At 66.0% G+C, this 26,331-nt stretch carries 26 protein-coding genes and 1 tRNA gene; 9 read left to right on the top strand and 18 right to left on the bottom strand.

Annotated elements, in window-relative coordinates; all coding sequences use genetic code 11:
* Positions 1–134 precede the first annotated feature (134 nt).
* The 4 genes from AC6I65_RS00485 (at position 135) to AC6I65_RS00470 (ending at position 4,242) form a co-directional block, all read left to right on the top strand.
* On the top strand, positions 135–1,892 hold the full coding sequence (locus tag AC6I65_RS00485; RefSeq protein ID WP_497902160.1) for an excinuclease ABC subunit C: 1,758 nt from the start codon (positions 135–137) through the stop codon (positions 1,890–1,892).
* A 102-nt stretch (positions 1,893–1,994) separates the two neighbouring features.
* A complete protein-coding gene (locus AC6I65_RS00480; RefSeq protein WP_497902159.1) occupies positions 1,995–2,504 on the top strand; it encodes a GNAT family N-acetyltransferase in 510 nt (169 codons plus the stop codon).
* A gap of 76 nt (positions 2,505–2,580) precedes the next feature.
* Positions 2,581–2,874, top strand: a complete 294-nt coding sequence (locus AC6I65_RS00475) for an SUI1 family translation initiation factor (RefSeq protein WP_254158939.1) — start codon at positions 2,581–2,583, stop codon at positions 2,872–2,874.
* A gap of 183 nt (positions 2,875–3,057) precedes the next feature.
* Positions 3,058–4,242, top strand: a complete 1,185-nt coding sequence (locus tag AC6I65_RS00470) for an MFS transporter (protein WP_497902158.1) — start codon at positions 3,058–3,060, stop codon at positions 4,240–4,242.
* Positions 4,243–4,346: 104 nt separating this feature from the next.
* On the opposite strand, the gene AC6I65_RS00465 is transcribed toward AC6I65_RS00470, so the two are convergent.
* A complete protein-coding gene (locus AC6I65_RS00465) occupies positions 4,347–4,811 on the bottom strand; it encodes a DUF8593 domain-containing protein (protein ID WP_497902157.1) in 465 nt (154 codons plus the stop codon).
* A gap of 143 nt (positions 4,812–4,954) precedes the next feature.
* On the opposite strand from AC6I65_RS00465, the gene AC6I65_RS00460 reads away from it, so the two are divergent.
* Positions 4,955–5,893, top strand: coding sequence for a DUF7983 family protein (locus tag AC6I65_RS00460; protein ID WP_497902156.1), 939 nt, complete (start codon positions 4,955–4,957; stop codon positions 5,891–5,893).
* A 57-nt stretch (positions 5,894–5,950) separates the two neighbouring features.
* Here AC6I65_RS00460 and AC6I65_RS00455 read toward each other — a convergent pair whose 3' ends face one another.
* The 3 genes from AC6I65_RS00455 to AC6I65_RS00445 all read right to left on the bottom strand — a co-directional run bounded on the left by AC6I65_RS00455 (position 5,951) and on the right by AC6I65_RS00445 (position 8,962).
* The gene (locus AC6I65_RS00455; RefSeq protein ID WP_497902155.1) at positions 5,951–6,694 is read right to left on the bottom strand and encodes a DUF8593 domain-containing protein; all 744 of its coding nucleotides are present in this window, start codon (positions 6,692–6,694) and stop codon (positions 5,951–5,953) included.
* Between the two features lie 218 nt (positions 6,695–6,912).
* Positions 6,913–7,806: a hypothetical protein gene (locus tag AC6I65_RS00450; protein WP_497902154.1), complete on the bottom strand. Its 894-nt coding sequence runs from the start codon at positions 7,804–7,806 to the stop codon at positions 6,913–6,915.
* A gap of 67 nt (positions 7,807–7,873) precedes the next feature.
* The gene (locus tag AC6I65_RS00445; protein WP_497902153.1) at positions 7,874–8,962 is read right to left on the bottom strand and encodes a saccharopine dehydrogenase family protein; all 1,089 of its coding nucleotides are present in this window, start codon (positions 8,960–8,962) and stop codon (positions 7,874–7,876) included.
* A gap of 127 nt (positions 8,963–9,089) precedes the next feature.
* On the opposite strand from AC6I65_RS00445, the gene hjc reads away from it, so the two are divergent.
* Positions 9,090–9,611, top strand: coding sequence for a Holliday junction resolvase Hjc (hjc, locus tag AC6I65_RS00440; protein WP_497902152.1), 522 nt, complete (start codon positions 9,090–9,092; stop codon positions 9,609–9,611).
* 31 nt (positions 9,612–9,642) lie between these two features.
* Here the strand turns inward: hjc and AC6I65_RS00435 are convergent, their stop codons facing one another.
* Positions 9,643–9,849, bottom strand: a complete 207-nt coding sequence (locus AC6I65_RS00435; RefSeq protein ID WP_497902151.1) for a zinc ribbon domain-containing protein — start codon at positions 9,847–9,849, stop codon at positions 9,643–9,645.
* Positions 9,850–9,910: 61 nt separating this feature from the next.
* Here AC6I65_RS00435 and AC6I65_RS00430 point away from each other — a divergent pair, with 61 nt between their 5' ends.
* On the top strand, positions 9,911–10,171 hold the full coding sequence (locus AC6I65_RS00430; RefSeq protein ID WP_497902150.1) for a DUF8143 family protein: 261 nt from the start codon (positions 9,911–9,913) through the stop codon (positions 10,169–10,171).
* A 25-nt stretch (positions 10,172–10,196) separates the two neighbouring features.
* Here AC6I65_RS00430 and AC6I65_RS00425 read toward each other — a convergent pair whose 3' ends face one another.
* From AC6I65_RS00425 to AC6I65_RS00400, 6 genes are all read right to left on the bottom strand, one after another.
* Positions 10,197–12,014 (bottom strand): acyl-CoA dehydrogenase family protein, encoded by a 1,818-nt coding sequence (locus AC6I65_RS00425; protein ID WP_497902149.1) that lies wholly within the window; start codon positions 12,012–12,014, stop codon positions 10,197–10,199.
* Positions 12,015–12,141: 127 nt separating this feature from the next.
* Complete coding sequence (locus AC6I65_RS00420; protein WP_497902148.1) at positions 12,142–12,771, bottom strand: SWIM zinc finger family protein; 630 nt, start codon at positions 12,769–12,771, stop codon at positions 12,142–12,144.
* A gap of 94 nt (positions 12,772–12,865) precedes the next feature.
* Positions 12,866–13,867, bottom strand: coding sequence for a M48 family metalloprotease (locus AC6I65_RS00415; RefSeq protein ID WP_497902147.1), 1,002 nt, complete (start codon positions 13,865–13,867; stop codon positions 12,866–12,868).
* A 43-nt stretch (positions 13,868–13,910) separates the two neighbouring features.
* Positions 13,911–14,630, bottom strand: coding sequence for a rhodanese-like domain-containing protein (locus AC6I65_RS00410; protein ID WP_497902146.1), 720 nt, complete (start codon positions 14,628–14,630; stop codon positions 13,911–13,913).
* A 143-nt stretch (positions 14,631–14,773) separates the two neighbouring features.
* A tRNA-Gln gene (locus AC6I65_RS00405) sits at positions 14,774–14,846 on the bottom strand.
* Positions 14,847–14,911: 65 nt separating this feature from the next.
* Positions 14,912–15,502, bottom strand: a complete 591-nt coding sequence (locus tag AC6I65_RS00400) for a cupin domain-containing protein (RefSeq protein WP_497902145.1) — start codon at positions 15,500–15,502, stop codon at positions 14,912–14,914.
* Between the two features lie 127 nt (positions 15,503–15,629).
* Between AC6I65_RS00400 and AC6I65_RS00395 the strand changes: the two genes are divergently transcribed.
* A complete protein-coding gene (locus AC6I65_RS00395) occupies positions 15,630–16,223 on the top strand; it encodes an IMP cyclohydrolase (protein ID WP_497902144.1) in 594 nt (197 codons plus the stop codon).
* 203 nt (positions 16,224–16,426) lie between these two features.
* Here the strand turns inward: AC6I65_RS00395 and AC6I65_RS00390 are convergent, their stop codons facing one another.
* On the bottom strand, positions 16,427–16,984 hold the full coding sequence (locus tag AC6I65_RS00390) for an NAD(P)/FAD-dependent oxidoreductase (RefSeq protein ID WP_497902143.1): 558 nt from the start codon (positions 16,982–16,984) through the stop codon (positions 16,427–16,429).
* A 263-nt stretch (positions 16,985–17,247) separates the two neighbouring features.
* Between AC6I65_RS00390 and AC6I65_RS00385 the strand changes: the two genes are divergently transcribed.
* The gene (locus tag AC6I65_RS00385; protein WP_497902142.1) at positions 17,248–18,423 is read left to right on the top strand and encodes a M24 family metallopeptidase; all 1,176 of its coding nucleotides are present in this window, start codon (positions 17,248–17,250) and stop codon (positions 18,421–18,423) included.
* 95 nt (positions 18,424–18,518) lie between these two features.
* Here AC6I65_RS00385 and AC6I65_RS00380 read toward each other — a convergent pair whose 3' ends face one another.
* The 6 genes from AC6I65_RS00380 to AC6I65_RS00355 all read right to left on the bottom strand — a co-directional run bounded on the left by AC6I65_RS00380 (position 18,519) and on the right by AC6I65_RS00355 (position 26,331).
* The gene (locus tag AC6I65_RS00380; protein ID WP_497902141.1) at positions 18,519–20,579 is read right to left on the bottom strand and encodes a DEAD/DEAH box helicase; all 2,061 of its coding nucleotides are present in this window, start codon (positions 20,577–20,579) and stop codon (positions 18,519–18,521) included.
* Between the two features lie 260 nt (positions 20,580–20,839).
* Positions 20,840–21,538 (bottom strand): hypothetical protein, encoded by a 699-nt coding sequence (locus AC6I65_RS00375; protein WP_497902140.1) that lies wholly within the window; start codon positions 21,536–21,538, stop codon positions 20,840–20,842.
* Between the two features lie 171 nt (positions 21,539–21,709).
* A complete protein-coding gene (locus AC6I65_RS00370) occupies positions 21,710–22,963 on the bottom strand; it encodes a DUF7345 domain-containing protein (protein ID WP_497902139.1) in 1,254 nt (417 codons plus the stop codon).
* 288 nt (positions 22,964–23,251) lie between these two features.
* Complete coding sequence (locus AC6I65_RS00365) at positions 23,252–23,902, bottom strand: hypothetical protein (protein WP_497902138.1); 651 nt, start codon at positions 23,900–23,902, stop codon at positions 23,252–23,254.
* A 198-nt stretch (positions 23,903–24,100) separates the two neighbouring features.
* Positions 24,101–25,165, bottom strand: coding sequence for an ABC transporter ATP-binding protein (locus AC6I65_RS00360; protein WP_497902137.1), 1,065 nt, complete (start codon positions 25,163–25,165; stop codon positions 24,101–24,103).
* Between the two features lie 2 nt (positions 25,166–25,167).
* A complete protein-coding gene (locus AC6I65_RS00355) occupies positions 25,168–26,331 on the bottom strand; it encodes a FecCD family ABC transporter permease (RefSeq protein WP_497902136.1) in 1,164 nt (387 codons plus the stop codon).

The following is a 26,331-nucleotide window of genomic DNA, read 5'->3' as shown; positions in this document are numbered from 1 at the left end:
ACCGCAATAACGGTTGTCGGAGGCGGGAATGACAGTCACTCGGAGCGAAGACTCCGGACCATCCGACGAACGCGGCGGCGCCGTCCGGGGACGGTACACTGAAACCCCTCGCCCCGCTAGAGGCGTCGATAGCGATGGACGCCGAGACGCTTCGCGAGCGAGCGGCCGACCTCCCTCGAGAGCCCGGCGTCTACCAGTTCCGCGACCGTGACGGCGAAACGACCCTCTACGTCGGCAAGGCCGTCGACCTCCGCTCACGGGTGCGCTCGTATGCAGACCCGCGGAGTGCCCGCATTCGCCGGATGGTCGACCGCGCCGACGACCTCGAGATCGCCGTCACCGACACCGAGACCCAGGCGCTGTTGCTCGAGGCCAACCTGATCAAGCGTCACCAGCCCCGGTACAACGTCCGGCTGAAGGACGACAAGTCCTACCCGATGGTCCAGCTCACGGCCCACGAGGCCCCGAGAATCGAAATTACTCGAGATCCGGCAGAGGCCGCGACCGTCTTCGGCCCGTTCACGAACAAGGGCCGGCTCGAGACCGTCGTCAAAGCGCTGCGGGAAATCTACGGTCTGCGTGGCTGCTCGGACAACAAGTACGCGGGCCGCGACCGGCCCTGCCTCGACTACGAGATGGGGCTCTGCAGCGCCCCCTGTACCCGCGAGATCGACCTCGAGAGCTACCGCGAGGACGTGCAGTCGGCCGTCCGCTTCTTCGAGGGCGAGACGGGCGTGCTCACGGACCCCCTCCGGCGGGGGATGGAGACCGCCGCTGAGAGCCAGCAGTTCGAGCGCGCCGCACACCTCCGAGACCGCCTCGAGACCGTCGAGGCGTTCCACGGGGACGCCGACGACGCCGTCCAGTCGATGGGTGAGGGCCAGGAACACCTCGTCGACGTCGTCGGCGTCGCGATTCGCGGCGAGGACGCGACCGTCGCCCGCCTGCGCTCCGACCACGGCAAACTGGTCGACCGCGACCGCCACACCCTCGAAGCACCCGCGACCGACGAGGGAGCCAAGAGCGCCGTCCCTGCCGTCCTCGCGGCCTTCCTGGTCCAGTACTACGCCGAGCGACAGCTGCCGGACGCGCTGTTGCTCCCCGAGCGCCACGGCGACCCGGAGGTGGCCGCCTGGCTCGAGGCCGAGGGCGTGGCCGTCCGCGTGCCGGGCGCCGGTCGCGAGGCGAAACTCGTCGAACTGGCGCTGAAGAACGCCCGTCAGAACGTCGGCCGACGGGACGAGTGCGGCATGCTCGCCGACGCGCTGGGTCTCGAGCGCGCCAGGCGCCTCGAGGGGTTCGACGTGAGCCATGCCCAGGGCTCGTCGGCGGTCGGCAGCAACGTCGCGTTCGACGACGGAAGCGCCGACAAGTCGGGCTACCGTCGGAAGAAGCTCACCGACGAGAACGACGACTACGCCAACATGCGCCGACTCGTCACCTGGCGCGCCGAGCGAGCCCTCGACGGGCGGGACGACCGGCCTAACCCAGACCTGCTGGTGATCGACGGGGGTCGAGGACAGCTGGAAGCAGCGCTCGAGGCCCTGGAGGAGGTGGGCTGGGACGTCCCCGCCATCGGGCTGGCGAAAGCCGAGGAGCGCGTCGTCACGCCCGACCGGGAGTACGACTGGCCGCGGGACGCCCCGCACCTCCACCTGCTCCAGCGGGTGCGCGACGAGGCCCACCGCTTCGCCGTCCAGTATCACCAGACGCTCCGCGACGAAGTCTCGACTGTACTCGACGACGTCCCGGGAATCGGGCCGGAGACGCGAAAGCGACTGCTGGGACGGTTCGGCAGCGTCGAAAACGTCCGGGCGGCGAGCCTCGAGGATCTCCAGAGCGTCCCCGGCGTGGGCGAACGGACAGCGCAGACGGTGAAGGAGCGGCTGTGAGCGTAAACGGCCAAGGAGCGGCTATGTGCGGTTCGCAACTGTACGACGTCTCGACCTCGAACCTCCGACCACCTCTTTGGTACTCGATGACGTGGGTCGCGTATGGACACCGACATTCGCCCGGCCACGGCAGACGACCGCGAGGCCATCCGCGAACTCGCCCGTGAAACCTGGCACGACACGTACACGGAACTCGAACCCGACGTAATCGACGAGACCGTCGACGCCTGGTACAGCGACGAGGAACTCGAGCGCGCTCTCTCGACGCCCGGCACGACGATGCTGGTCGCCGAAGCGGGTGAAGAAGCGGGTAGGGAAGCGGGAATCGTGGGTGTCGCCCACGGCGTCGTCCAGGAGGACGAGGGCGACGTCCTCCGACTGTACGTCCACCCCGACCACCAGCGCGAGGGTATCGGCACGGCCCTCCACGAGCGCCTCCGCGAGAACCTCGAGGACTTCAACATGCGCCGTATGCGGGCAATCGACCTCGCGTCGAACGTCGACGGACGAGCGTTCTACGAGGATCTGGGGTTCGAGAAGTCTGGAGAGGGGACGGTCGACATTGGCGGCGAGTCCCGTCGGGAGGTCGTCTACACGCTCGATCTCGAGTGACGTCTCGTTCCCTCGAGTGACAGTCAATTCGGGCGAGAGACAACGCTTTGGCACTCGAAGCCGTAGCACACCTACTGTGTCAAACGACGACCTCGACGACCTGCTCGACGAACTCGACTCCCACGACGACCTCACCGTCGCCGAACAGGTGCTCACGATCCGCCTCGAGAAGCGCCGATACGGGAAACCCGTCACGATTCTCGAGGGGTTCGACCTCTCGACGGCGGACCTGAAATCGACCGCGTCCGAACTCAAACAGGCGCTCGGAACCGGTGGTACCGTCGAGGAGGGCCGAATCGAGCTTCAGGGAGATCACCGCAGTCGACTCCCGCCGCTCCTTCGCGAGCGCGGGTTCCAGGTCCAGGAGTAGCGCTCACACATTTTTGTCGTCGAGCACGATCGGTCGCTCGACTGCCGCAACCGACGCGTTCTTTGGGACACCGACTCGAGAATAACCCGACACTCGAGCGCGTCGGGTTCCCACGGAGAGAACGGCAGCTAGCCACCCGCAGCCTCGAGGCGAAACTGACGACGAACGACGAAACTGACGACGATGGACCTGCTGAATCGATGGCGCTACCGGGAGACCGTCCTCGCGCTCTGTACGCTCGCCTTCTTCGCGACGATGGTCGCCCGCCTGGTGATCAGCCCGGTCGTCCCCGACGTCACCGACGCCTTCGGCGTCTCGAACTTCGTCGTCGGCATCGCGCTCACCGGCCTCTGGATGACCTACTTTCTCGCGCAATTCCCCAGCGGCATCCTCGCCGACCGCTTCGGCGAACGACCCGTCATCTTGGTCGCCGTCGGCGGCACGGCCGTCACGAGCCTCCTCATCGCCGTCTCCCCCGCGTTTCCGATCTTCCTGCTTGCGACGCTCGTACTCGGCGCCGTCGCGGGCCTCCATTACAGCGTCGCGACGACGCTCCTGACACGAACTTACGACAACATCGGCTCCGCCATCGGCGTCCACAACGGCGGCGGCCCGCTCGCCGGCCTCGTCGCCCCGGCGCTGGCCGCCTGGATCGCCGTCGTCCTCGGCTGGCGCTACGCCATCGCCCTCGGTGTCGTCGCCGCCGTCCCCATCTTCGTCCTGTTCTCCCGCTACGTCGAACCGACCGAGCCACGCCGCCCCGATCAGCCGATGCGCGACCGGTTCGAACTCGAGCCGTTGCTCGAGGTGCTCTCGCGTCCGTCCATCGCGTTTACCGTCTGCCTCGCGATCCTCGCGGCGTTCGTCTGGCAGGCGCTGTCGTCGTTCCTGCCCACCTTTCTGATCGAACACCGCGGTCACTCCCAGACCCTCGCCGGCATCGTCTTCTCGGCGTACTTCGTCGTGCAGGCGATCACCCAGGTCGGCGTCGGCGCCATCTCCGACCGCTACGGCCGCGACCTCGCCGCCGCCGGCTGCATGGTGCTCGGCTCGAGCGGTCTCCTGCTGTTCGTCTTCGGCCTCGGTTTTCCATCGATCGTCCTCGCCGTCCTGCTCGTCGGAACGGGCCTGGGCTGGGGGGCCGCTCTGCTTCCCCGGATCATGGACAACCTCACCGACGAGGAGCGCGGGGCCGGCTTCGGCCTCGTCCGGACCGTCTACGGTGTCGTCGGCTCGCTCGGCTCCGTCGCGACCGGCCTCTTCGCCGACGTTCTCGGCTGGGGCGTCGCTTTCACGATCCTGGCCGGTTTCCTGGTCGTCGTCCTCTTCGCGCTCGTCACGAATCGAGCCCTCGGCCTGGGGTATTGACCTGACTGGTCCCTCGAGAGGAGGCTCTCCAGGGCATCTATCAGTTCGGTTTGTTTGCTATAGAAAAGAGAGTTTTGTCGAGCTACGGAACCGAAGCGACGGAATCAGTGTTCCTCGTTCAGTTCGCGCTCCTTCGTGACCGTCTGGTCGCCCTCCGGCGGAGCGTCCTCAATGTCCGCGGGACGAGACGCGCCCGAATCCTCGGTTTTCGCCGTGTCGGTCTCGGCGCCGCCCTCGGTCTCGCCGTCGCCCGCCTCCTGATCGTCCCAGGACGGGCCCTCGCTCGAGGGGAACGCCTCGAGTCGGATCGTCTCCTCTACCGCCCGGACGTCGCTCTCGTGGAGCGGGACGGCGTCCTGAGGGTCGGACGACCAGCCGAGGGCCGCCCTGAGCGAATCGACGACGCCCGGTTCCGGTTCGACGAACGCAGTATCGTCCTCGACCGAAACGACGACGCCGACAGCCATTCCCTCGTCGTTTTCGACCGTCTTGCCGACGTCGTCAGCCGTGAAGGTGGCGCACATACACTGGGCTAGCCCCGCCTCGAGCGAATAGTGTGGTGCCTGCATCGGCTGGCAGGTCCGGGAGGGTCGTTCGAGCGTAGACGTCGTCCCATCGCCGGCGGCGGCGTCAGAACCCCATCGTCGGAGTCGACCCACCACCCGGCACACACGCGGCAATGGCTTTTCGAGGTAGCCGTCGACCGTTCCCTATGGACTGGAATGCCCTTCGCGACGCGTGTAGAAGACTCGAGCCGGGAACCGAACTCGTGACGCCGGTCTCCGAGCGTGCGTTTCGGATCACCGACGCGCTCGAGGATCGACTCGTGATCCAGTTCGTCGACAGCGGCGAGGAGCGCCCGCTCCACCGCGAGCAGTTCGACGTGCTGGCCGAGCAACTCGAGGGCGGCCCGATCCCGCTCGCGGAACTCCCACCGGGTGTCGAGCCGTACGCGAGCGTCCTGAGTCTCTCGGCCGAGCACGTTTCCGACGGCGAGAGCCTCGAACGCGCCCCGGAGGAGGCCGTCGCCGGCGAGAGCCCGCACCTCGTCTCGCCCGAGGACGCCCGGACGAGTCTCGAGCGAGTCCACGACGACGCCACCCTGCTCGCCGATCAGCTCGAGCGCCTCGAGCGCGACGGACGCGACGAGCCGTCGACGCTCGACACGGAGACGCTGACCGACCTGTACGTCCTGCTCTCGGACGTCCAGCGGGGATCCGACCGGGTGCGGCGAACCGCCGGCGAGACGCTCCTCGAGCGACTCGGCCCCGATCAACAGCTCCACGGTCGCTTCGGGACGGTCCGGCGAACGACCCGCGACCGGCGCCAGCCGAAAGACGAGGACGTCGTCCTGGACGCCCTCGACAAGCACGGCATCCCCCACGAGTGGGTGCTCGGGATCGACTCCGACAAGCTGGACGTCGTCCTGGCGGTCACCGATCTCGAGCCCGACGCCGTCTACGACATCGAGCAGCAGGTGTACGTCCAGAAGACCGGCGTCGACGAGGGCGAGAAGTACTCCCGGCTGCAGGGGCTGGCCGAGCGCCTCGAGGACGTCGACGCAGAAGCCGCCGGCCAGATCGACGAGTCGCTCTACGATGACCTCAGCGACCTCGAGCAACGGCTCGAGGAGGCGCTCTCGGCGGGGTGATCGGGTGACGAGGCGACCAGAACCTCCTTTCCCGGGTCAAAACGACGGGGGTGCCTCCTAACGGTTCGATTCGTCGTCCTGCTCGTCGGTACCGCGTTCCGTTCGGCGCTCGTCCTCGTCGCCGCACTCCGTCTCGGCGTCTTCGGAGCCCGAACGCCCCGAACCCTCGAGCCCCTCCCGAACCGCGTCCGGTTCGACCGCCGCGTCGGTCCGCTGGCCGACGTCCTCGCCCGGACGAACCCCGGCTTCCGGGTCACGGCCCGTGAGTTCGGTCGGATCCACCTCGAGTTCCCGGCGCTGGGCTTCCTCGATCTCTTCGAGTTCCTCGAGGTCTGCGGCTGGGTCGACCGACCCGCTCGAGTCGCCGTCGATTCGCTCGCCCGCGTCCGCCCCCGGGTCTGGATCGTCCTCCCCGGGTGGCGCCGACGGTTCCTCCTGGTCGGTCGTGACTGGTTCCCCCGGTGTGTACTCCTCGTCCGGAGCGGGGGTGTTCTTCCCCGAGGCTTCCGACGATGGCAACTCCGAGTCGGCCGGGCTCGCGTCACTCGTCAGATCCTCCCCGGGGAACGACGGGGAGAGCCGAACCGCGTCGTCGGTGACCCGGTCGACGGCGTCGTCCGCGAGGGGGACGGCGTCCTCCCGGCCGCCCCACCCGAGCGCGGCCCTGGTGGAGGCCGCCATTTCCGGATCCGGTTCGACGTAGGCCGTTCCGGGGTCGACGGCGGTGACGAGGCCGACCGTGTCTCCCGAGGCGGTCTCGACCGACTTGCCGACGTCGTCCGCGGTGAATACTGGACTCATACGAGTCGATCTAACACAGCCCGTTCGAAGTGGTTCGTGCCTGCATGGTCCTGCCTCGGCCAGCCCTCTCGATTCGTGCTGCAATCGCCCTTCACGAACCGCTCTCAACGTCCCTCACGACTGCTCGAGCACTCGGTCGGTGTCGCTCATGGGTTGATCGACACGCATCGGCGACAAACAGGTGATCGCTGCTCACGCAACCCGCGGGCCGAAGTCCCTCAACTCGAGTCGCGTCGGTCCGATTCGAGGTCCTCGGGCGCTGGTTCGTACCGCAGGACGGGAGTGGCGTCGGCGTCCTCAGGCTCGTCGACCCGTGAGACGCCAGGAATCTCGAGGAGGAGGGACGAAAGCGCCTCGGTTGGGCCGTCACTCGACTCGTCTTCCGTCGAGTGCGCGTCCTCGATCGCTTCGAGGAGGTCGTCGACCGTCGCCCGTCTGCGCTCGGCGAGCACGACGAACGCCGCCCGAGCGGTCGCCCGCTCCGCTGGCGAGGGTTCGAGATTCTCGAGGGCGTGTCGGGCGCTCCCGATCGAGTGTCTAACCGAGGGCGGATCCGGAACGTCCCGACCGTCGCCGTTCTCCGGACGGTCGATCACGGGAGTTTCCTCGTAGCGCCACCGTTCGCCGAGGTCCTCGTCGCCCGAGCGCGCGACGGTCGGCAGGGCCCCGAGGTGATCGCGAACGCACTCGGACCACCACCCCTCGGTCGACTCGTAGCCCGCGGGGACCTCGCTGTAGGTCGCGTCGATTACCTCCGCGGCTGTGGCCTCTCCCCAGTACCGGAGGAACGAGAACGCCGCACGGACGGCCGACGCCTCGTCCGGTCGCAGGTCGCGCGACTCGAGCGCCCGTTCGACCTCGTCGGGGGTGTCGATCCGGTAATCGCGCGCGCCGACGGGGGTCGCCTCGAGGACGCGCCGGCCGTTGTCGGTGAGTTCGTACCCGTCGTCGCCGCGGCTCACGAGCGCGTTGTCCGCGAGGTGCTCGAGGCTGTCCGCGATCTCGTCGGGCCCCGTATCGAAGCGTTCCGAGAGCGCCTCGATTCCCGCGGGGCCGTCTTCGAGTGCCTCGAGGACCGTTCGATCCCGATCGTCGAGCGTGTTCGACGGCACGCGAGAACGTCCACCGCCGGGGCACCTAAGTCGAACGCCGGCCGTCGAAAGGTAACGGTTTCGAGGATCACTCGGCGGGCATCGCGCCCGACTCGATCTGTTTCTCGTCGTCCTCGAACGACCCCGACGCGCGCTCGAGGTCGAAGACGAACTCGGGTCCGAACGCGCCCGCCGGCGTGCAAAAGCCCTCGTCGGCGTCGCCGGCGAGTACCCGTCGGGCCGCCGCGACGGCGCCGTCGACCGTCACCACGTACGGGTCTGGCGTTTCGAGTCTCGAGACGACGCGCACGTCGCCCTCGCGCGCCTCGCCCCAGCCGAGGGCCGACCCACGCTCTCGCGCCCGCTCGGACGGTCCCTCGCGGACGAGGTCGGCGACCGCCTTCAGCGCCCGCTGGACGGAATCCCTCGCGAGCACCGGTGCGAGCAGCCGGTGCGATTTGAGACCGAGGCGAGCTGGCGGGGGCACCATCGCGTACACTTCGACGTTCGGCACGCCGGTCGTGAAGTACGCCGCCGACACGTCGCCCATGGGCACGGTGACGGCCGGTCGCTCGCCGTGCCCGAAGTCGATCCATCGCGTCTGCCACCCGGCCGGGACGCGCTCGAGGTGGCCGTTCCGGCGAATCGCACCGCCGGTGTCGACGCCCTCGACGACCGTTCTGAGCGTGCCGACCGACGGCACCCGGATCGAATCGACCCCCAGCGCGAGCGCTGAGGCGCCGGGGAACCGCTCCGCCAGGTGGGCGGCGAGACAATCCATAGCGATCACGGAGAACCCCGCGGCCGGGAGCAGCGTCACGCCGGCATCGCGGGCGTCCTCGTCGCGGTCGTGAATCGACTCGATGACGGGTATCTCGCCAGTGATGTCGACGTAGTCGGTTCCGGTGCGGATGCAGGCCTCGACGAGCGGATCGGCGGTGTTCGAGAACGGGCCAGCACAGTTCAACACGCACTCGACGTCCTCGAGCGCCTCGGCCACGGTCGACGGATCGTCGAGAGCGAACCGTCGGCCAGGGCGCCCGAGTTCGTCGACCTGGTCGGCTACCCGATCGCCGTCTCGACCGGCGAGGATCACGTCGACGCCTTGATCGACGGCCGCCTCGGCGACGAGCGACCCGACGAACCCGTACGAGCCGTACAGCAGGAGAGACGACATACCGACGCGTTCCACGACCCGACGGTTAAACCGTTGGCTGGCGTAAGCCGACGGCGCCTTCGACGGGTGGTTGGCGGCCTCGGCTGCAGTCGGCCGGTTTATAACGATTCGGTGGCGAGAGGGGGACATGTCTCAGGCGAAGGGCGACCGCCGGGAACGCGAACTCGTCAACCTGCTCGACGAGGCCGGGTTCGCCGTCATGCGAGCGCCCGCCAGCGGCTCTGCGACCGAACGCGAACTGCCCGACGTGCTCGCCGGCGACGGCGAGACCTTCTACGCGATCGAGGCCAAGTCGAGCGCCGGCAACCCCATCTACCTCACCGGCGAGGAGGTCGAGGCGCTCATCTACTTCGCGCAGAACTTCGGCGCGAAACCGCGCATCGGCGTCCGGTTCGACCGCGAGGACTGGTACTTCTTCCACCCCGGCGACCTCCACGTCACCGACGGCGGGAACTACCGCGTCAAGAAGGAGACCGCCGTCGCCGAGGGCACCGACTTCGACGAGTTCGTCGGCCGCTCGAAGAAGGTCACCCTCGAGGAGGTCGGAGACGCTGCTGACTCGGGACCGGATCCCGAAATCATGCGCGTCCTCCAGGCGGTCGAGCAGGGCGTGATGGACGTCGAGGAAGCGGCCGCGATACTCGAGTAGCCTCGAGTCGAAACGGCGCCCTCGAGCCGGCTCACCCCAAGAAGAGGTCGATCATGTCGTTGCTCGAGTTGCCGCGGTACAGTTCGGAGTATCCGCAGTTGGTACACGAGACGACGCGGAACCGCCGGTTCTGGATGTCGAAGATCTTCGAGAGGCCGGTGCCGGAGGTGGCGATGTCGTCGACTTCCGTCTCGGTGTGGCCGCACTTCGGACAGCCCTGATCGCGATCGGAGACCATACGCGCCGTTCGTGACGGATGGTTGAATACTTTATTGTCGCTGAACGTCGAATCGGTATTCATGACTGCCGGATTCGTCGCCTTCGTGCTCCTCCTCTCGCTACTGGTGCCGCTCGTGCTCTACGTGCTGATCAGCGACGAAATTACGAACCCGGAGGTCATCGATCGAGAGACGGCCGAGCGCGAGGCGATGAGCCTCGGCGGACGCGGAAATCGGAGTCGCACCGAGGAAAGTGAGGACGATTGGACCGGGTCGATAGCGGACTCGAGCGAGCGCGACGAAACCGACTCGTGGGGTTACAGCCGCCTGGAGGACGAGTGAGGAGCGGTCGGGGAAGGGACGACGGTCAGTCCTCGAGCGTCGCCGGATCGACCGGCTCGTAGCCAACTACGGCGTCGAAGTGCTCGAGCGCGAACCGGTCGCCGCTCGTGAGCCCGCGGGCTGCCCGAGTGCCGAACTGTCGGTCGACGAATCGGCGGGCCACGAGTGCGAGGCGGGCGTCGGGATCGCCGCCGTCGCATCCATCACGCTGGCCCTCGAGCGCTCGCTGGGCCTCCTCGAGCAACAGCGCTGCGGTGAAGACGTCGAAGACGTAGTGAGTCAGTTCTTTGGCCTGGATCTGGGCGTACTCGCCATCCTTCGTCGCCAGCGTGGCGAGGGCGGTTCCGAGGTCCTGAAACTCCCTCTCGACCGCCTCGGCGGAATCCACGAGCAGCGGGTGCGAAACGGCCTCGAGCCGCGCCTCCACGACCTCGAGGAACGGCTCGTGGGCGGCCTCGCGCTCGAGCGCACGGAGCACGTCCAGGGAGAGGACGTTCTCGGTTCCTTCCCAGATGGGGAGCACCTGGGCGTCGCGCAGCAGGCGGTTGGTCACGAAGTCGTTCACGTAACCGTTGCCGCCCTGGATCTCCATCGCGTATGAAGCAGTGTCGACGGCCATCCGGCCCGTCCGAGCTTTCGCGATGGGGATCAGGAGTCGCACGAGTCGGTAGGCGCGTTCCTCGAGGCGGTCGTCCGGAGTTTCGAGGTCCCCACGCGCCGCCCGTTCGGCCCGCTCCCGGATCGAGAACAGCCGCGCGGCTTCCATCGTGAACGCCGTCGCCGCCTCGTGGTCGACGGCCATGTCGACCAGATCCCGTCGCATCAACGGGTGCTGATCGATCGGTTTTCCGAAGGCCTCCCGGTTGGCCGCCCTGACTTTGCTCTCGAGCAGTGCTCGGCCGATGAGCCCGCACGACGCCGCGGCGTTCGAGAGCCGCTCGAGGTTGAGCATCTCGGCCATCTGCCGGAACCCGTTCTCCGGTTCGCCGACGAGAAACGCCTTCGCACCCCGGAACTCGACTTCGCCCGTTGGGACCGCGATGGTCCCCAGTTTGTCCTTCAGACGGCGGTACAGCTGGTCGTTCAGTTCCCCCTCGAGTTCATGCGGCACGAGAAACAGCGAGAGCCCGCTCGTGCCGTCGGGAGCGCCTTCGATTCGAGCGAGCGCGAGCGTCCCCTGGGCGTCGATATTCGAGCAGAACCACTTCTCGCCGGTGAGGCGGTAGCATCCGGCATCCTCGTCCCACTCGGCGCAGGTTTCGGTGGCGCCGACGTCGCTGCCGCCTTGCTTCTCGGTGAGGAACATCGCCCCCTCGATCAGGTCGTCGTAGGCGCGGCTCGTCAGGCCGTCGTAGTAGGACTCGAGGCTCCCGTCGTCGAACTTCTCGAGGACCAGCGCGGCCCCCGCGGTCATCGCGACCGGGCAATCGAAGCCGACGTCGGCGTAACAGAGCAGGTACTGCATCGCGAGGTTGTGCGCCAGGGGCATCGGCTCGTCGCGACCCGGTGGTGCTTCGAACGCGTCGGCGACGATTCCCGACTCGTAGACCAGGCGCTCGTTCTCGAGCTGTTCGGGCGGGTAGCGAACCCGGTTCTGCACCTCGCCGTGTTTGTCGTAGGGCTCGAGTTCCGGCCCGTGGTCGTCGATCACGTCCGCATTGTCGGTGACCGTGTGCCCGACGAGCTCGCCGAACGCCTTGAGGCGTGGGCGGGCCCACTCGAGCTCGTCCTCGGTGTAAATGCGGGCGACCTCGCGCTGGAGCGTCCGGTCGAGGGTCCAGTAGTTGACGTGACGACCCTCCTTGAGGGCGCCGTAGTCGATTCGGTCGTCCGTGATCGTCATACTCGAGTACTCGGATTCAGACGACGATAAAACGGGGCGAAACCAACGGGTGGGGCGTTGCGTCTGGTTGTCGGCAGTCGCTAGCGTCCCAACCAGCGCTCAGAACGGGTTCAGACGAGGCTCAGGCTCAGACTTTCTCGAGGCGCGTCCGCGGGAAGACGTACACGCGTAGCGACTCGGGAACGGGGCCGTTTCGCGCGACCGTGGCGTGGGGGTACACCGCGCCGACGACCGGCACGTCGGGGTCGTAGCGCCTGTTGGTGACGTAGTCGGCGACGGAAGTGTCAGCGGCGCTGATGTGGACGGCGTCGGCCCGGAGGTCCGAGACGTCGACGACCGTCAGGCGGTCGCCGGTTTCCCGATCTCGGACGCGATCGCCGGGGTAGACGGCGTGTTCGTCGCAGTAGGCCGGACCGTCGGCTTCCGGGCCGTCCTCGTCGACGAACGTCGGGTCGCCGCAGTCGAAACAGGGGACGGCGAGCTGGCCCGGTGGCGGCGTCCGTCCCTCGGTGATTTCGATGGCGATTCGGCGAACGTGCTTACAGCGGGCGTCCCGGAAGACGTGATCCGGACAGGTACACCGGCCGGCCTCGAGGTCGGCCAGGTAGGTTGCGCCGCTTCCGGCCTCGACCTCGTAGAGGCCGTCGCCGAGCGGGAGCACGGACATGCGGTCGGTTCGCGCCCGGACCGACCGGTCGTCGAGGTGTCGGCGGGGCGGGAGGGGCAGCGATGCTTTCGGTGACGCGACTGTGTTCATGGATGCGTCGATAGTGGTGGATTCGGTCGTCGGGCTATTCGACAGTAATAGGGGCTCGAGCATCCTAAACCCTCGGTCAGCCGATGCTGACTGTTCAGAACAACTCGGTGCGCGGGCCGTCTCGGGTCGACGCTGACGCGGAGAGAGCTTCGATGCGGTTCGCCGTCGGCGGGTGCGTCCCGAAGAGTCGCCGCTCGAGGCGGTGCAGTCGCGTGCGGAGCCACCAGAACGACGGTTCGACGTCGCCCTCTGGCCCGAGCATGACCTTCTCGAGTTCCGCTGGTTCGAGGGGCAGGATCGACAGCGAGGATATCCCCGAGACGGCTCGCAGGCCGCGGTCGGGCGTCTCGGCGATCGATCGGTCGAGGCGTGCGAGGGCGCTGGCCAGGGCTGCAGGCGACCCGGTGACGTCGATCGCGGCGCGGTCGGCGGCCCGTTCTCGTGCTCGCGAGAGGTGTGCCGTCAGGAGCCGACCGACGACCCACCCGAGGTTCGAGACGAGGCCGAGGGGGACGACGACAAGGACGAACCAGCCGGGGTTCTCGAACGCCGTGATCCGCGAACGGATGCCACCGGCGAGGACGACGGGGAGCGAGACGGCCGTCATCACCATTGCGTCCCGGTTTGCGACGTGAGCAAGTTCGTGGGCGATCACCGCCTCGAGTTCCGCGGGATCCTCGAGGGCGTCGAGCATTCCCGTCGAGAGGACGAGGTGCATGGATCTGGGACGGAGTCCGACGACCATCGCCTCGGGCGCCGACCGTGGCGAGACAGCGATCGTCGGCGCGGGAACCTCGAGCTGGGCGGCGGCCCGCGTCGCGACGCGGTAGAGCTCCGGCGCCGCCTCCCGGTCGACCGGGTCGGCGTCCGCCGTCCGCTCGATCGTCTCCCGCTGGTGGTATTCGAGGAACCCGATGCACAGGAGAGTCGCGACCGTCACGAGACCGGCGATTGGCGCCGCGCCACCGAACCCGGCAGCGAGAAGCGCCCCGTAGAAGACCAACCAGACGCCGACCAGAAAGGCGACGGTCACCGCGGCGAGCGCAACGACGGAGACCGCCATCCGGGCGGAGAGTGCGAGTCGAGCGGAGGGCATGCGAACCGGTACAGAATCCGAGGTGAAAAACGTTGAACGTTCGTCAGGCGTCCACGACGCCGCTCGTCAACTCGCCGAGGGTCGCCTCGAGCGCATAGTCCGGTGCCTCGAGCGACAGGACGGTGTCCTCGTCGACGTCAGCGAAGCGGACGAGGAGTTCGTAGGAGCCGTCGGCCTCGACCTGCGAAATCTCCTGCTGGGATTCGTCGAGCGTCGAGAGCCAGACGTACTCGCCCTCGTGGTCCGGCGAGGACTGACCGACGATGTCGTAGGTCGGGATGGACTCGGCGCTCTCACCCACGGTCGGATAGCCCGCGTCGGTCCACCCGTTGTACCCCTCGTCGAGCGCGTAGACGTTCTCGAAGCCGTTCGCGAGCAGTTCACTCGCCCGGAGGACGGCCAGCGAGTGGGGGCAGCCGCAGTAGGTGACGATCCGGGTGTCCTCGCTCCACTCCGTCGTGGGGTCGTCCTCGACGCCGTCGGGCGCCGTGCTCAGGTGCGCCCCTTCGATGTGCGAGGCGCCGTACTGTCCCGCTCCACGCGTGTCCAGGAACTCCGCCTCGTCGGCCTCGTACCACTCGTAGGCGTCCTCGAGCGGGACCAGGGGAACGGTTTGACCGCCCTGCGATTCCGTGTCGTATCCCTCGTCGTTCGTCGCGTCTCCGCCGGGCGAGTCCTCGTCCTCGAGGATCGATCCGAGACAGCCCGATAGACCCGGTATTGAAGCGATCCCGACCGCCCCGAGAACCGTACGTCGTCGCATACGGGTTTTCAGGTCGTGCCACCGTCTAAACCTTCTGGTGTAAACCCCGCTTCTCGCCGGTAATTTCGATGAGAGAACCCCTTCATTTCGAGTGGAAACCGCTAGCAAGGGCTACGATCGAGCTCGAGTTGAAATTCGAGAAGTAGACCCACCAGGATTCGAACCTGGGTCGAAGCCCCCAGAAGGCTTCAGGATTGGCCGCTACCCCATGGGTCTGCGAGCGCAGAACGAGATTCGTGCGGCCACTACTTATGGCTGTCGTCTCGGACCAGGCGGAACGATCATCGCTCGGAAATTGGCGGTTCCTCGAACGTCTCCTCGCAGCCGTGACAGCGAATGATAGCCGACTCGATGCTGACGTCAACGCCTGTTCCTCGAGCGAACGCGAGGTCCCCGCCCCCACAGACGGGGCAGCGGTCGGCCTCGAACCTACTGTCGCAGTTCGGACACTCGAACGTGACTGTCCCCTCGTCGGTTCGCAGTCGCAGGGGTTCGCCCCCACAGTCCGAACAGGAGGCAGGTACCCGGATGTCCTCGGATTCCCGTGGTGCGCCGAGCGCCAGTACCACCAGTTCCGTGTCACCACCGTTTTTTCCGGACTGAAAGGTTCCGCGACCGAATCGCACTGCCTCGCTCTCTGCAACGGTAACCGTGCCCGACAGCGTCTCGAACGTCGCGACGCCCGACAGGATTACGAACACCTCCTCCTGGTCACGGTGTGCGTGCAAGCCACCCGGAAACTCCCCGCCCGGCGGGATCCGGTACTCGTTGATCGCGAGATGCGACGTTTCCAGCGCGCCCGAGAGTTCCCGCCGTTGGCCACCGTCGGCGAACTCGACGGGCTCGAGGGCGTCGATCTCGACGGGATGCATACGCGAGCGTTTCGCTCCAGGAAGATAAAATCGAGGTCGGGACGACTGATAACGAATGGCGGTGCCGAAGCGGGACGGTCGTGCATACATCGACATCTATTTTCCCTCGAGATGCACACGAACGCGTATGTACGTCGGACGATTCGTCGTCGTCGGCCCGGACGCGGGCGCCTACCGCGTCTCCTCCCGTTCGTTCCCCAATCGCCAGATTACTGCCCGCGAGGACGCGCTCACCGTCGGCCCCACTCCCGACGCGCCCGAGACGGACAACCCCTACGTCGCCTACAACTGCCTGCGCGTCGTGGAGACGCCGACCGGCGAAACGGTTGCCTTCGGTAACGGCTCCCACGTCGACCCCATCGCGGAGAAACTCGAGCTGGGCTACCCCGCTCGAGACGCCCTCGCCACGGCGTTGCTCGCGCTGGACTTCGAGAAGGACGACTACGACACGCCCCGCATCGCGGCGACCATCGACGCCGACGGCGAGGCCCTGATCGCCACCGTCCGTCGGGACGCCCTGCTCGTCGAAACCGTCGAGGAGCCGACGCTCGTGGCCACCTACGAGAAAAATACGCCGGAAGCGTTCGAGTTCGAACCAACGGACGCCCTGGACGCGGCGAGCGAGGCGCTCGAGGCCGAGTTCGAACACGCCGTCTGTGCCGCTGGCGTCGTCCGGACCGACGACGGGTTCGAGACGGCGATCGACAACGGCGAAAACTGATAGGGAATGTTGTAACAATTTTCCGCCGATCGCCGACCCTGTGGCGGGCGGTCGGCGGTAAGTGACTACAACGATACCTATGAGGGGCGCTCGGATCTGGTACCGGAACTCGAAGGGTCGGAGAGCGGGGTTCGGGAGGAGTGACGACTCGAGCGGTTCGAGGCGCGTTAGTCGTCGCCGTCGACCACCAGCGAACCGAACAGTTACGCCGCGTCGTCGGGGACGTCGAAGTCGTGGTAGTGCTCGCCCTTCTCCTTCGTCAGGATGTTGAGCGCCGCCGCCGCCCCGTCGCCCGCCGAGATGACCGCCTGCCACTCCTCCGCGCGACACACCGCCCCCGTCGCGTACGCGTTCTCGAGGCTGGTCTCCATCGTGATGTCGACGTCGACGACGTCGTCGTCCGTGAACTCACAGCCCAGGTCCGCCGCGAGGTCGCGGTTGGCACCCGTCGCGAGCACGAGATAGGGCGCCGTCTCCTCGCCGTCCTCGGTCGTGACGCGGTAGCCGTCGTCCGTCGACTCGACGCTCGTGACTTCGACGCCTTGCTGGCGGTCGACGCCGAAGTCGTCGACCTGTTCTCGGAGGATCTCGATGTACTGCGACCCGTCCATCGACTGGACGCCCGGGTAGTTGAACAGGTGGGCCTTGTGCATCCACGTCGCGTCCGTGTCGTAGACGGTTGTCTCGAGGCCGTTCTTTCCGGTGAACAGCGCCGCGCTCAATCCGGCCGGACCGCCGCCGACGATCAGTACATCCGTCATGGGTTGAAATTACACAGGAACGCGAATAAGCGTGTGGGAGGCGGCGAACTGGTCTCGAATTTCGGTCCCCCTGAGCTCTACGGCTTCAGCATACCGAGAGGCCACTCGGTGGAGGTTCCCAAAAAGTGCAACCCGGTCCTTCATTTCGACTCCCGTCTCGCACAGAGGGGCTTCGACATCCGAAGGGGCAAAATGCGCTTTCAGGCGTTGGTTGGTAACACATCTCGTTAGAAGTTATTGCTCGTCCTCCTAGTTTCGACGATGTGACTCCCGCACATCCACGACTCACGGCATTTCTCGAGGAGACAGGAACCGACGGGTATCTGATCGACGCCGACGGCGAGGACAGCAACCAGTATTATCTCTCGGGGTTTCACGCGATGGGCGACTTTACGACGCTGTATACCGACGGGGATATTCGGCTTCTCGTCCCCGACCTCGTCTATTCACGAGCGCGCGCCGAAAGCGACGGTGACAGTATCCGCAGGCGCTCCGAGTTCGATTACGGAGAGCTGGTCGTCGAACACGGACCGGTGAAAGCCGCCCCACTCGCAACCGCAGCGTTCGTCTCCGAGAACGAAATCGGTTCCGTGTCCGTCCCTCCGTACTTTCCGAACGCGACCGCGGACGTCCTGCGCAACGAGGGCGTCGAGGTCGTCACGGATTACGCCGACACCGTGGCCAGTATCCGGGCGGTGAAAACCGACGAAGAGATCGAGCACATCGCAGCGACCCAGCGGGCCAATGAGAAAGCAATGGCGGTCGCGGAGGGAATGCTCGAACGCGCAACGGTCGAAGCGGGTGTCTTACGTCTCGACGGTGAGGTTCTGTCGAGCGAACGAATCCGTCGAGCGATCGAAGTTACGCTTCTCGAGGAGGACTGTGGACTGAGCGACTGTATCGTCGCCTCGGGAGCGGAAGGCGCACGGGCCCACGCGGTCGGGTCGGGACCGATCGAGGCAGGCGAGCCGATCATCATCGACGTCTTCCCGCGTCACAAAGAGTCGCGGTACTTCGGGGACATGACGCGGACGTTCGTGAAGGGCGAACCGAGAGCGGAGATCAAAGCGTGGTACGACCTGACCCGCGAAGCGTACGAGGCGGCACTGGGGGCGATCCGACCTGGCGTGACTGGAAAAGCGGTGAACGACACGGTCTGTGACGTCTTCGAACGCGAAGGATACCCGACGCTTCGAACCGACGAGTCCACCGAGGACGGCTTCACGAGCATCACCGGCCACGGTGTTGGTCTCGACGTCCACGAACAGCCCAAACTTGGCTGGGGCGGTGGCGAGTTGCAACCTGGCCACGTCGTCACCGTCGAACCCGGACTCTACGAGCGCGGAGTCGGAGGTGTCCGGCTCGAGGATCTCGTCGTAGTAACTGAAGAGGGGTACGAGAACCTGACCGACTATCCCCGTGGACTCGGTGTCGTCTAAGCTCTTACCTTACCCTCGCGACTGTGTCGTTCTCCGCACCGGGCGACGGGAGACCGATACGGGCCAGTCTCAGGCGTCGGCAGACCCGAAAACCGCTACAGATCGGATTCCCGCAACTCGATGTCAGCGATCAGGTCGTAGGGGTGAGCGTCCTTGCGGATGCCGTCGACGATCGCGAACGCCTCCCCGGGCGAGAGGAAGTGTTCCGTCACCACTCGCCCCAGCGGCGTCGGCGAGAAGCCGTCGATGAAGTCGTACTCGAGCAACTTGCCGATGGCGTGGGTCGTCGGCACCTCGCCGAGCATCCGGTCGTTGAGCGCCTTCGCCGCCTTCCCGCCGACCGTGATGTTCGCCAGGGTCTCCTCGATGGCGCCGTCCTCGTCGTAGTGGGTCATCACCGGCTCCATCTCTCCCTTGAGGAGCTTGAAGGCCACCTCGTCCTCGGTCATCTCCATCGAGTTGTGGTAGCTGCAGTCGGGTTCGACGAGGACGTATACGGTCCCCTGGTCGTGGTAGTCCGGGCGCCCCGCCCGCCCGAGCATCTGGTGGAACTCCTGGACCGAGAGCCACTCGATCCCCATCGCCAGCGAGTCGAAGATCACCTGCGAGGCCGGGAAGTCGACGCCCGCGGCCAGCGCCGCGGTGGTGACGACCGCCGCGAGGTCCTGGTCGGCGAACATCTTCTCGACGCGCTTTCGCCGCCGGTAATCGAGTCCCGCGTGGTACGGCGCCGCGTTGTACTCGAGCTTTCGCGAGATCTCGTGACACCGCCTGCGGGAGTTGGTGAAGATGATCGTCTGGCCGCGGTACCCCTTCGAGGACTCGGTGTCGAACTCCCGCCTGACGAGTTTGTTCTCAACGTTGACCTTCTCCCGGCCGTCGGCAAATGTGACGTGGCGCTCGATGGGAACCGGGCGCTCCTCGAACTCGATGAGGGTAGCCTCGAGCGCCTGACCCAGCTGTTCGGCGTTGCCGACGGTCGCCGATAGGTAGATCCACTGGGCGCCGTCGTAGTTCTCGCGGGCCGCCGCGCGCTTTTCGGTCGTGTACTTCAGCCTCGAGATGAGGCCGTCGAGGCGGTGGCCTCGCTCTTCTTCCTTCAGCGTGTGGACCTCGTCGATGACGACGGTGCCGATGTCACCCATGTCCTTGCCCGTCCGGAGGGCGTGATCGATCCCCTCGTAGGTGCCGACGATGACGTCCGCGTTCGGGTCGAACTGGTTGCCCGAGTCGGCGATTCGGCTCGCGCCGACGCGGATGGAGACGTCCACGAGGTGGCCGTACTCGTCCTGGAAGTCCTCGTACTTCTGGTTGGCCAGCGCGACGAGGGGCACGAGAAAGAGCAGTTTCCCCTTGCCGTTGAGCACGCGGTTGAGCCCCGCGAGTTCCCCCACGAGTGTCTTTCCCGTCGCCGTGGCGCTGACGACCAGTTGGTCGTCCCCATCGAAGAGACCGTTCTCGACCGAGAGGCTCTGGACCGGAAGCAAGGTATCGAACCGGTCCTCGAGCAGGGTCTGCAGGCCCGGATGCAGGTTGAGGGTGTCGACACCCACCGAATCGACCTCGTCGGTCGTCGCCGAGATGGTGTCGAACTTCGTGAGGTCCGGATCCAGTCGCCCCTTCAGCAGGTTCGTGATCCGCTGGAGGTCCTGCACCTCGAGCATCAGCTCCTCGAGGCGGTCCTTCGCCGCCCCCGTCACGTTCCCGACGTAAGAGAGTTCCCGCTCTAGTTCGCGAGCCGCGCAGTCGGTGCAGATCCAGTCCTCGTCATCCTTGATCGCCGTCTCGGTGGTGATCGGAGAGTACTGGCCCGAGGACGCGCAGTACCGACAGGTCCGGACGACCTTCGTCTTCTCCTCGAGCTGGTAGCCCGCGAACATTTCCTCGAGTTCCCGGCGTCCCTCCCGGGACGTCTGCTCGGAGATGCGGATGCGGCCGGTGCGGCGAGCGAGGTCAACGAACTCGTCAGGCTGACGGGGCTCTTCGCTCGAGTTGCGCTTGACGCGAAATTTCGCGGGTCGTGGTCCTGCCGAGGTCTCCGAGATGCCGAGTTTTGCCCGGAACAGCCGCTTTCCGTCCCGGGTGACCACCACGAGGTAGTCGTTCCCGGTCTCGTGACAAAAGAGCGTCTCGACCTCGGGGACCTGTTTTGACACGCCCGTCAGTAACAGCGTAGCGTACTTGAGCGGTTCGGACTCGGTCGATCCCCCAATGTGGCTATGCTATAAAAACCATAGTTAGAGGTGTGCTGTGCAATGACCGTTCTGTCAAAGAGAAGATCCTCCTCTCGAGGGCGGAACGAGAACCGGCTTCGAACGTCAGTGCCAGTGCTGAACCGCACCGTCGGTGGTCTCTCGAGGTCACTGTCCATTCGACGACTCCGCGAGATCACTGTCTGTTCGACGAGAACACAAGATCACCGTCCGTTCGACGATCCCTCGTCAGCGCTCTCGTTTCCGCGGTCTCCAGAGGTCTCGTTCCCACGGTCTCGAGCCGTTTCGTTGCCGCCGTCGGGCGACCGATCGTCCGTCGGCTGGCCGACCCCCTCACCGGCGATCGACCGCGCCGTCGCTGCGACGTCGGGACCACCACGCTCGCCGGCTCGCTCCCGGAGCGTCCGAATCTCGTCGACGTCGACGCCCTGTGCCGAGAGAACGTCAGTCGGCAACTCACCGGCGGCGGTCGCGCCGATGGCAGCACGTCGCTCGACGCTCCCCATCTCGGCGACGACCTTCGCGACCTCCGCGCGATAGTGCCCTTCGCTGACCTCGCCCGCCTCGCGGGACTCGTTGAGTGTTTCGAGTCTCCCCTCGAGTTTCTCGAGGCGCGCTTCGTCTTCTCCGTGGCGCTCGGCGATGATCGCCGCCTTCGCCTCGTCGGACTCGGCGTTCGCCAGTTCGAGACCGAACGCTCGTTCGGAGACGTCGCCCTCGAGTTCGGCGTCCTGGACGCCGACGGCTGCCGATAGCTGTTCACCGGGGGCGATCGATTCGTTCTCGGCGTCGGATCCCTCCTGGACGGCGCCGTTCGGGACGACGCTCGCCGCCGCGAGCGGAACCGCTACCGCCGCGACGAGGAGGGCAACCGTCAGTGCCATCGATGTGCGTCGATTCATTGGTGGGTATTGTACTGGTTCGATGATATACGTTGGAGTCGATGGCCCCGGGTCAACGACCATCAACGCGATTCAACGCCATTTTCGATCCGGTTCCGTCTATCGATTTCGTCGATATTGGTGATTCTGACGATCCCGGCGCCGCGGGCTCGAGACTGACGACCGAACGGATCATTGTCGTCCGTCACCGCCGTTACCGCCGGCTGCCGACGAGTCGTCATTCCCGGAATCCACATCTCCTGGACCCTCTGCCTCCGGAAGCGAGAGCACGTTTTCCCGACCCAGCCGGAACGACTCGAGTTTACCCTCCTCTCGGAGGCCGGTGACGACTTTGCTGGTTTTCGCGTCCGTCCAGTCCAGTTCCTCGACGACCGACTGCTGTTTCATCCGGCCGCCGCGTGACTCGAGGAGATTGATGACCTGCTCCTCGTTGCTCAGAAGTTCCATGTCTGGAGTCCCGGCGGCGGGCGACGTCGACTGATCGGGCGACGACGTTGGCTGGTTGGCCGACGACGTCGACTGATCGGCCGGCGGTTCAGACGCTGGTCCGTCTCGAGTTCCCGCTTCATCCCCAGAGTCGGCGAGGTGAGCGCCGGTCTCGTCGGACCGATCCGTCGTCTGCGTACCTGGATGGGTGACCGTATCCCCTCCGGCGCCGTCCCGGCCGGCTGGCTGGTCGTGATTTCGATACCACCAGGCTCCACCAGCGGCGAGTGCGACGACGGCGAGCGCGACTGCGACCATGGTCGTCGTACTCAAACCGCCACCGGCGGCGAGGATCACTCGAGGCTCCCCGGAGACGAAATCGGTCTCGCCGCCGCGCCAGATCACCGCGCGGTCGCGTTCGTCGTCGGGATCGGGTGCGACCGTGCTGCGTTCGTAGCCTTCGGGCCACTCGACGAGCAATCGCGTTCCCTCGTCGAGATAGATTCCCTCGATGGCGTCGCCCACGTGGATTTCGCTGTCTTCGACGGCGGCGAAGCCGTGCCAGTCGAATGTGTACCTGACAACACCGTACTCCCGCGAGAGTGACTGCCGCTGGGTCTCCACATCGAATCCGTCGACGGTCATCTCCCGACCCGTCGCTTCGCTCGCCGTCGCGGCCGTCTCGGTCATCCGGTCGGCGAACGATTGCGTGTAATTGTCGGGGTCGTCGCGGATGTCCTGGCGCAGCGATTCGAACGCTGCCTCGCTCTCGTTGTCGTCGAGACGAATCCAGAACTCGAGGGTCCACTCGGCGGTCCCGTCGGGCCGAATAGCGACGTCCATTCGGACCTCGTCGGCGTCGATCCGGTCCTGCTGGAACGCGTTCGATTCGGGTTGTGTCGCCCCGGCCGCGGCCACCCCGAATACGCCGGCCGTCGGTCCGACGCCGGAGAAGCAGAGCAAGACCACCAGGACAATTGCGCCGACGCGACGGTTCATACGAGTCGATGCTTGCCACATCGCTTAAAATACACGAAAGTGAGAACGAGAGTCGATGTGCTGGTAACGGAGTTCGTATCGCAGGTATCGAATCGAACTTCGATTGGAAAGGAGCTGTCAGCCGGTTCGAGTTGATTCGGTTACGTATAGATTTTGTAAAACAGCCGGTCGAGACGGTATCGAATAGCCTCGAAGGTCGGAAGAACGTCTCAGGTTGGACGGGGTTCAGGATCCATTACGTCCACCTCGAGAGTCGATGACTCCGTAGAGTGGGTCGAAGGATCGGCCTTATTCGTCGGTGTCGTTCGACTCCTCGACGTCGTCATCAGCGTCTTCCGTGTCTTCGCGTCCTTCGTCGTTATCGTCGCTTTCGTCGCTATCGTCGGCTTCCTGCTCGTCGGTCTCCTCTTCATCGTCTGGCGTCACGTCGTTTTCGTCGGTCTCGTCGTTTTCGTCGGCTTCCTGCTCGTCACCTTCGTCGGTATCGTCGTCGGTCTCGTCGTCGGCCTCGTTACGTTCGTCGCGTTCGTCGGACTCCTGCTCGTCCGTCTCCTCCTCATCGTCCGGTGTCACGTCACGTATCGCCTCGCCGAGCGTCCCCTCGAGGCTGCCGTTCAGGAAGGCTGCGATTCGGTCGTGGATCGCGGAAACGTGATCGGGAACCTGCGCGGGGAGGTCGGCGTTCGGGCCCTGTCGGGTGTCAGCGCCGCGATCGGCGCCAGTGGCGTTCCCGCGTCGGTCGTCGGCGCGGTCAGCGTTGCGGTCGTCACCAGCTTCGGCGCGATCGTCCGCATTCTCGGCGCGATCGTCCGCCGGAACGTCGGAACTGTTGTCGTCCGCACCCACGGACGTGGGCGCGTTTCCGGGCACTGCGGCGGCGAAGCCGGTCGTTATCACGAGCACTGCCAGCACGGCTGCGATCAGCGTTGTTCGGTTCATGACTGCACTCGGCTCTGGTCGCCAGACCCACTTCAAGCAGTAACTCGGTGGAAGCGGTTTTCCAGGGTTTGACGCCATTTGACGGACGTTTTCTCCGATTTGTCCCCATTCAACGCGGCTCGAGTGAGCGTTGCGCGGCCGAAACGTCGAGCGACGAATAGGCCGATCCCGACGACCCTCGAACGCGCTCGCGCGACGTCAGCGGTCGACCGGATGGTGGGGCTGGATGATCGGGCCCTCTTCACCGTAGCCGACGGTCGCGACCACGCCGAAGACCTCCTCGAGCAGGACGTCCGTGACCACCTCGTCCGGCGGCCCCCAGTCGTAGACGCTGCCGTCTTTGAGCGCCACCAGGTTGTCCGCGTAGCGGGCCGCCTGGCCGATGTCGTGCAGGACGACGCCGACCGTCACGTCGCGTTCGGTCGTCAGCGCGTCGACGACCTCGAGCACCCGGAGCTGGTGGTGTAAATCGAGGTAGGTCGTCGGTTCGTCGAGCAAGAGGACGTCGGTCTCCTGGGCTAAGCTCATTGCGATCCAGACCAGTTGTTTCTGACCGCCACTGAGGCTCCCGACGTCTGCCTCGCGGAGGTGATCGACGCCGGCTAAATCGATGGCGCGGTCGACGGCTTCCGCGTCCGCCTCGTCGACCGCGTCGAAGAACCCGCGGTAGGGATAGCGACCGTGATAGACCAGTTCCTCAACGGTGATGCTCCCCGGCGAGTCGTGTTCCTGGGAGAGGAGGCCGACCTGCCGGGCGAACGACTTCTTCCCAAACTCGTCGGTGTCGTCTCCGTCCAGAAGGACGGCTCCCCGGTCGGGTGCCAATTGACGAGCGAGCGACTTCAGGAGCGTCGACTTCCCACTTCCGTTCGGGCCGACCAGCGCCGTCACCTCGCCTGCAGGCAGGTCGATCCGTTCGCACTCGACGACTGGCTCGTCAGTGTCGGGGTAGCCGATCTCGAGGTCCGTGCCGACGAGTTCGCTTCCTGATCGCGTGGGTCGGACGGTGTTCGAGGACGTTCGCGTCGCGTCCAGGGCGCTCGAGCCGTTCGAGCCCGAGGCGTCCGGTTTCGCGTCGGCACCGTCGGTTGTCGAGTCGGTTTCTGGGCTCGAGGTTCGTTCGCGACTCGAGTGTGTGGTTTCGTCGGTGGTGGACGGACTGCCGTCGGTATCCGACTCCGGTGGTTCTGACGGGTCCGGCGATTCCGACGATTTCGTCTCCTCTTCTCGAGCGCTCCCGCGGAGGTTTGGCAGGCGTTTCATGGCTAGAGATCACCCAGGTGTTTGCGTCTGCGCATGAGATACAGGAAGTACGGCCCGCCAATCAGGCCGGTCAGGATACCGACCGGGAGCTGGTTCGTGCTGCCGAAGAGGACAGCCATCCCCAGTCGCGCGCCGACGTCGGCAGTGACCAGCAACGCCGGACCGACGAACAGACAGCCCACGATGAGGCGCTTGTAATCCGAGCCCACGAGCGTTCGTACGGCGTGAGGGACAATGAGTCCGACGAAACCGACGATGCCCGCCGCGGCGATCGACGACGACGCCGCCACGATTGCAATTCCCGAGAGGCCGAATCTGGCGCGCTCGACGGACATTCCGAGCGCGCCAGCGGTTCGTTCTCCCAGCAGGAGGACGTTCAACTGTCTCGCGCCCGCCAGCGCGAGGATCGAGGTAAGGATCGTCCAGGGGAGGACGAGACGGACCTCGTCCCAGTCCGCGCCAGTGAGCGTCCCGGTCGTCCAGGAGATGGCCGTCTGCACGGTCGCCATGTCCTGAGCGAACAGGAGGAGGGCCGTCTGGAGCGAATTGAAGACGGTGCCGACGATCACGCCCGCGAGCACGAGTCGAACGGGGTTAGTTCCGCCCTTCCAGGCGATGGCGTAGACGAGGACAAACGCGATCGCACCGCCGAGAGCCGCGCTAATCGGGAGCAACGCAGCCATTCCCGAGAAGATCACGAGCGTGAGCAAGATCGCCAGTCCGGCGCCCGAGGAGACCCCGAGGATGTACGGACTCGCGAGTTCGTTTCGGGTCACCGCCTGGAAGATCGCGCCAGAAATCGCGAGGTTCGAGCCGACCAGCACCGCGGCGAGTACCCGCGGCAAGCGGCCGTTCCAGACGATCGTCGTGTTCCTCGCCAGGTTGGGGAGTTCGTAACTCTCGGGCACGAACAGCACAGTCCGCATCAGATCCTCGCCGAGGAGGAACGACAGCAACACCCGCTCGTCGTACCAGACGTCGGCGTCGAGGACGGCGTACCACGCCTCCGTGATGGACATCGAGTACACGCCAAAGCTCACCTGGACGAACAGCGAGACGAGCACAACTCCCACGCTCGCGATGGCGACTCCGACCAGTCGAGCGTCTATCCACCCGTAGCTCTCGAGTCGTGCGGACAGTTCCTGTGACGTCCTCGAATCACCCAT

This window comes from Natronosalvus sp. KLKA75, assembly GCF_059736265.1.
The sequence above is the reverse complement of the archived record's forward strand: the minus strand, read 5'-3'. Positions and strand labels throughout refer to the sequence as shown.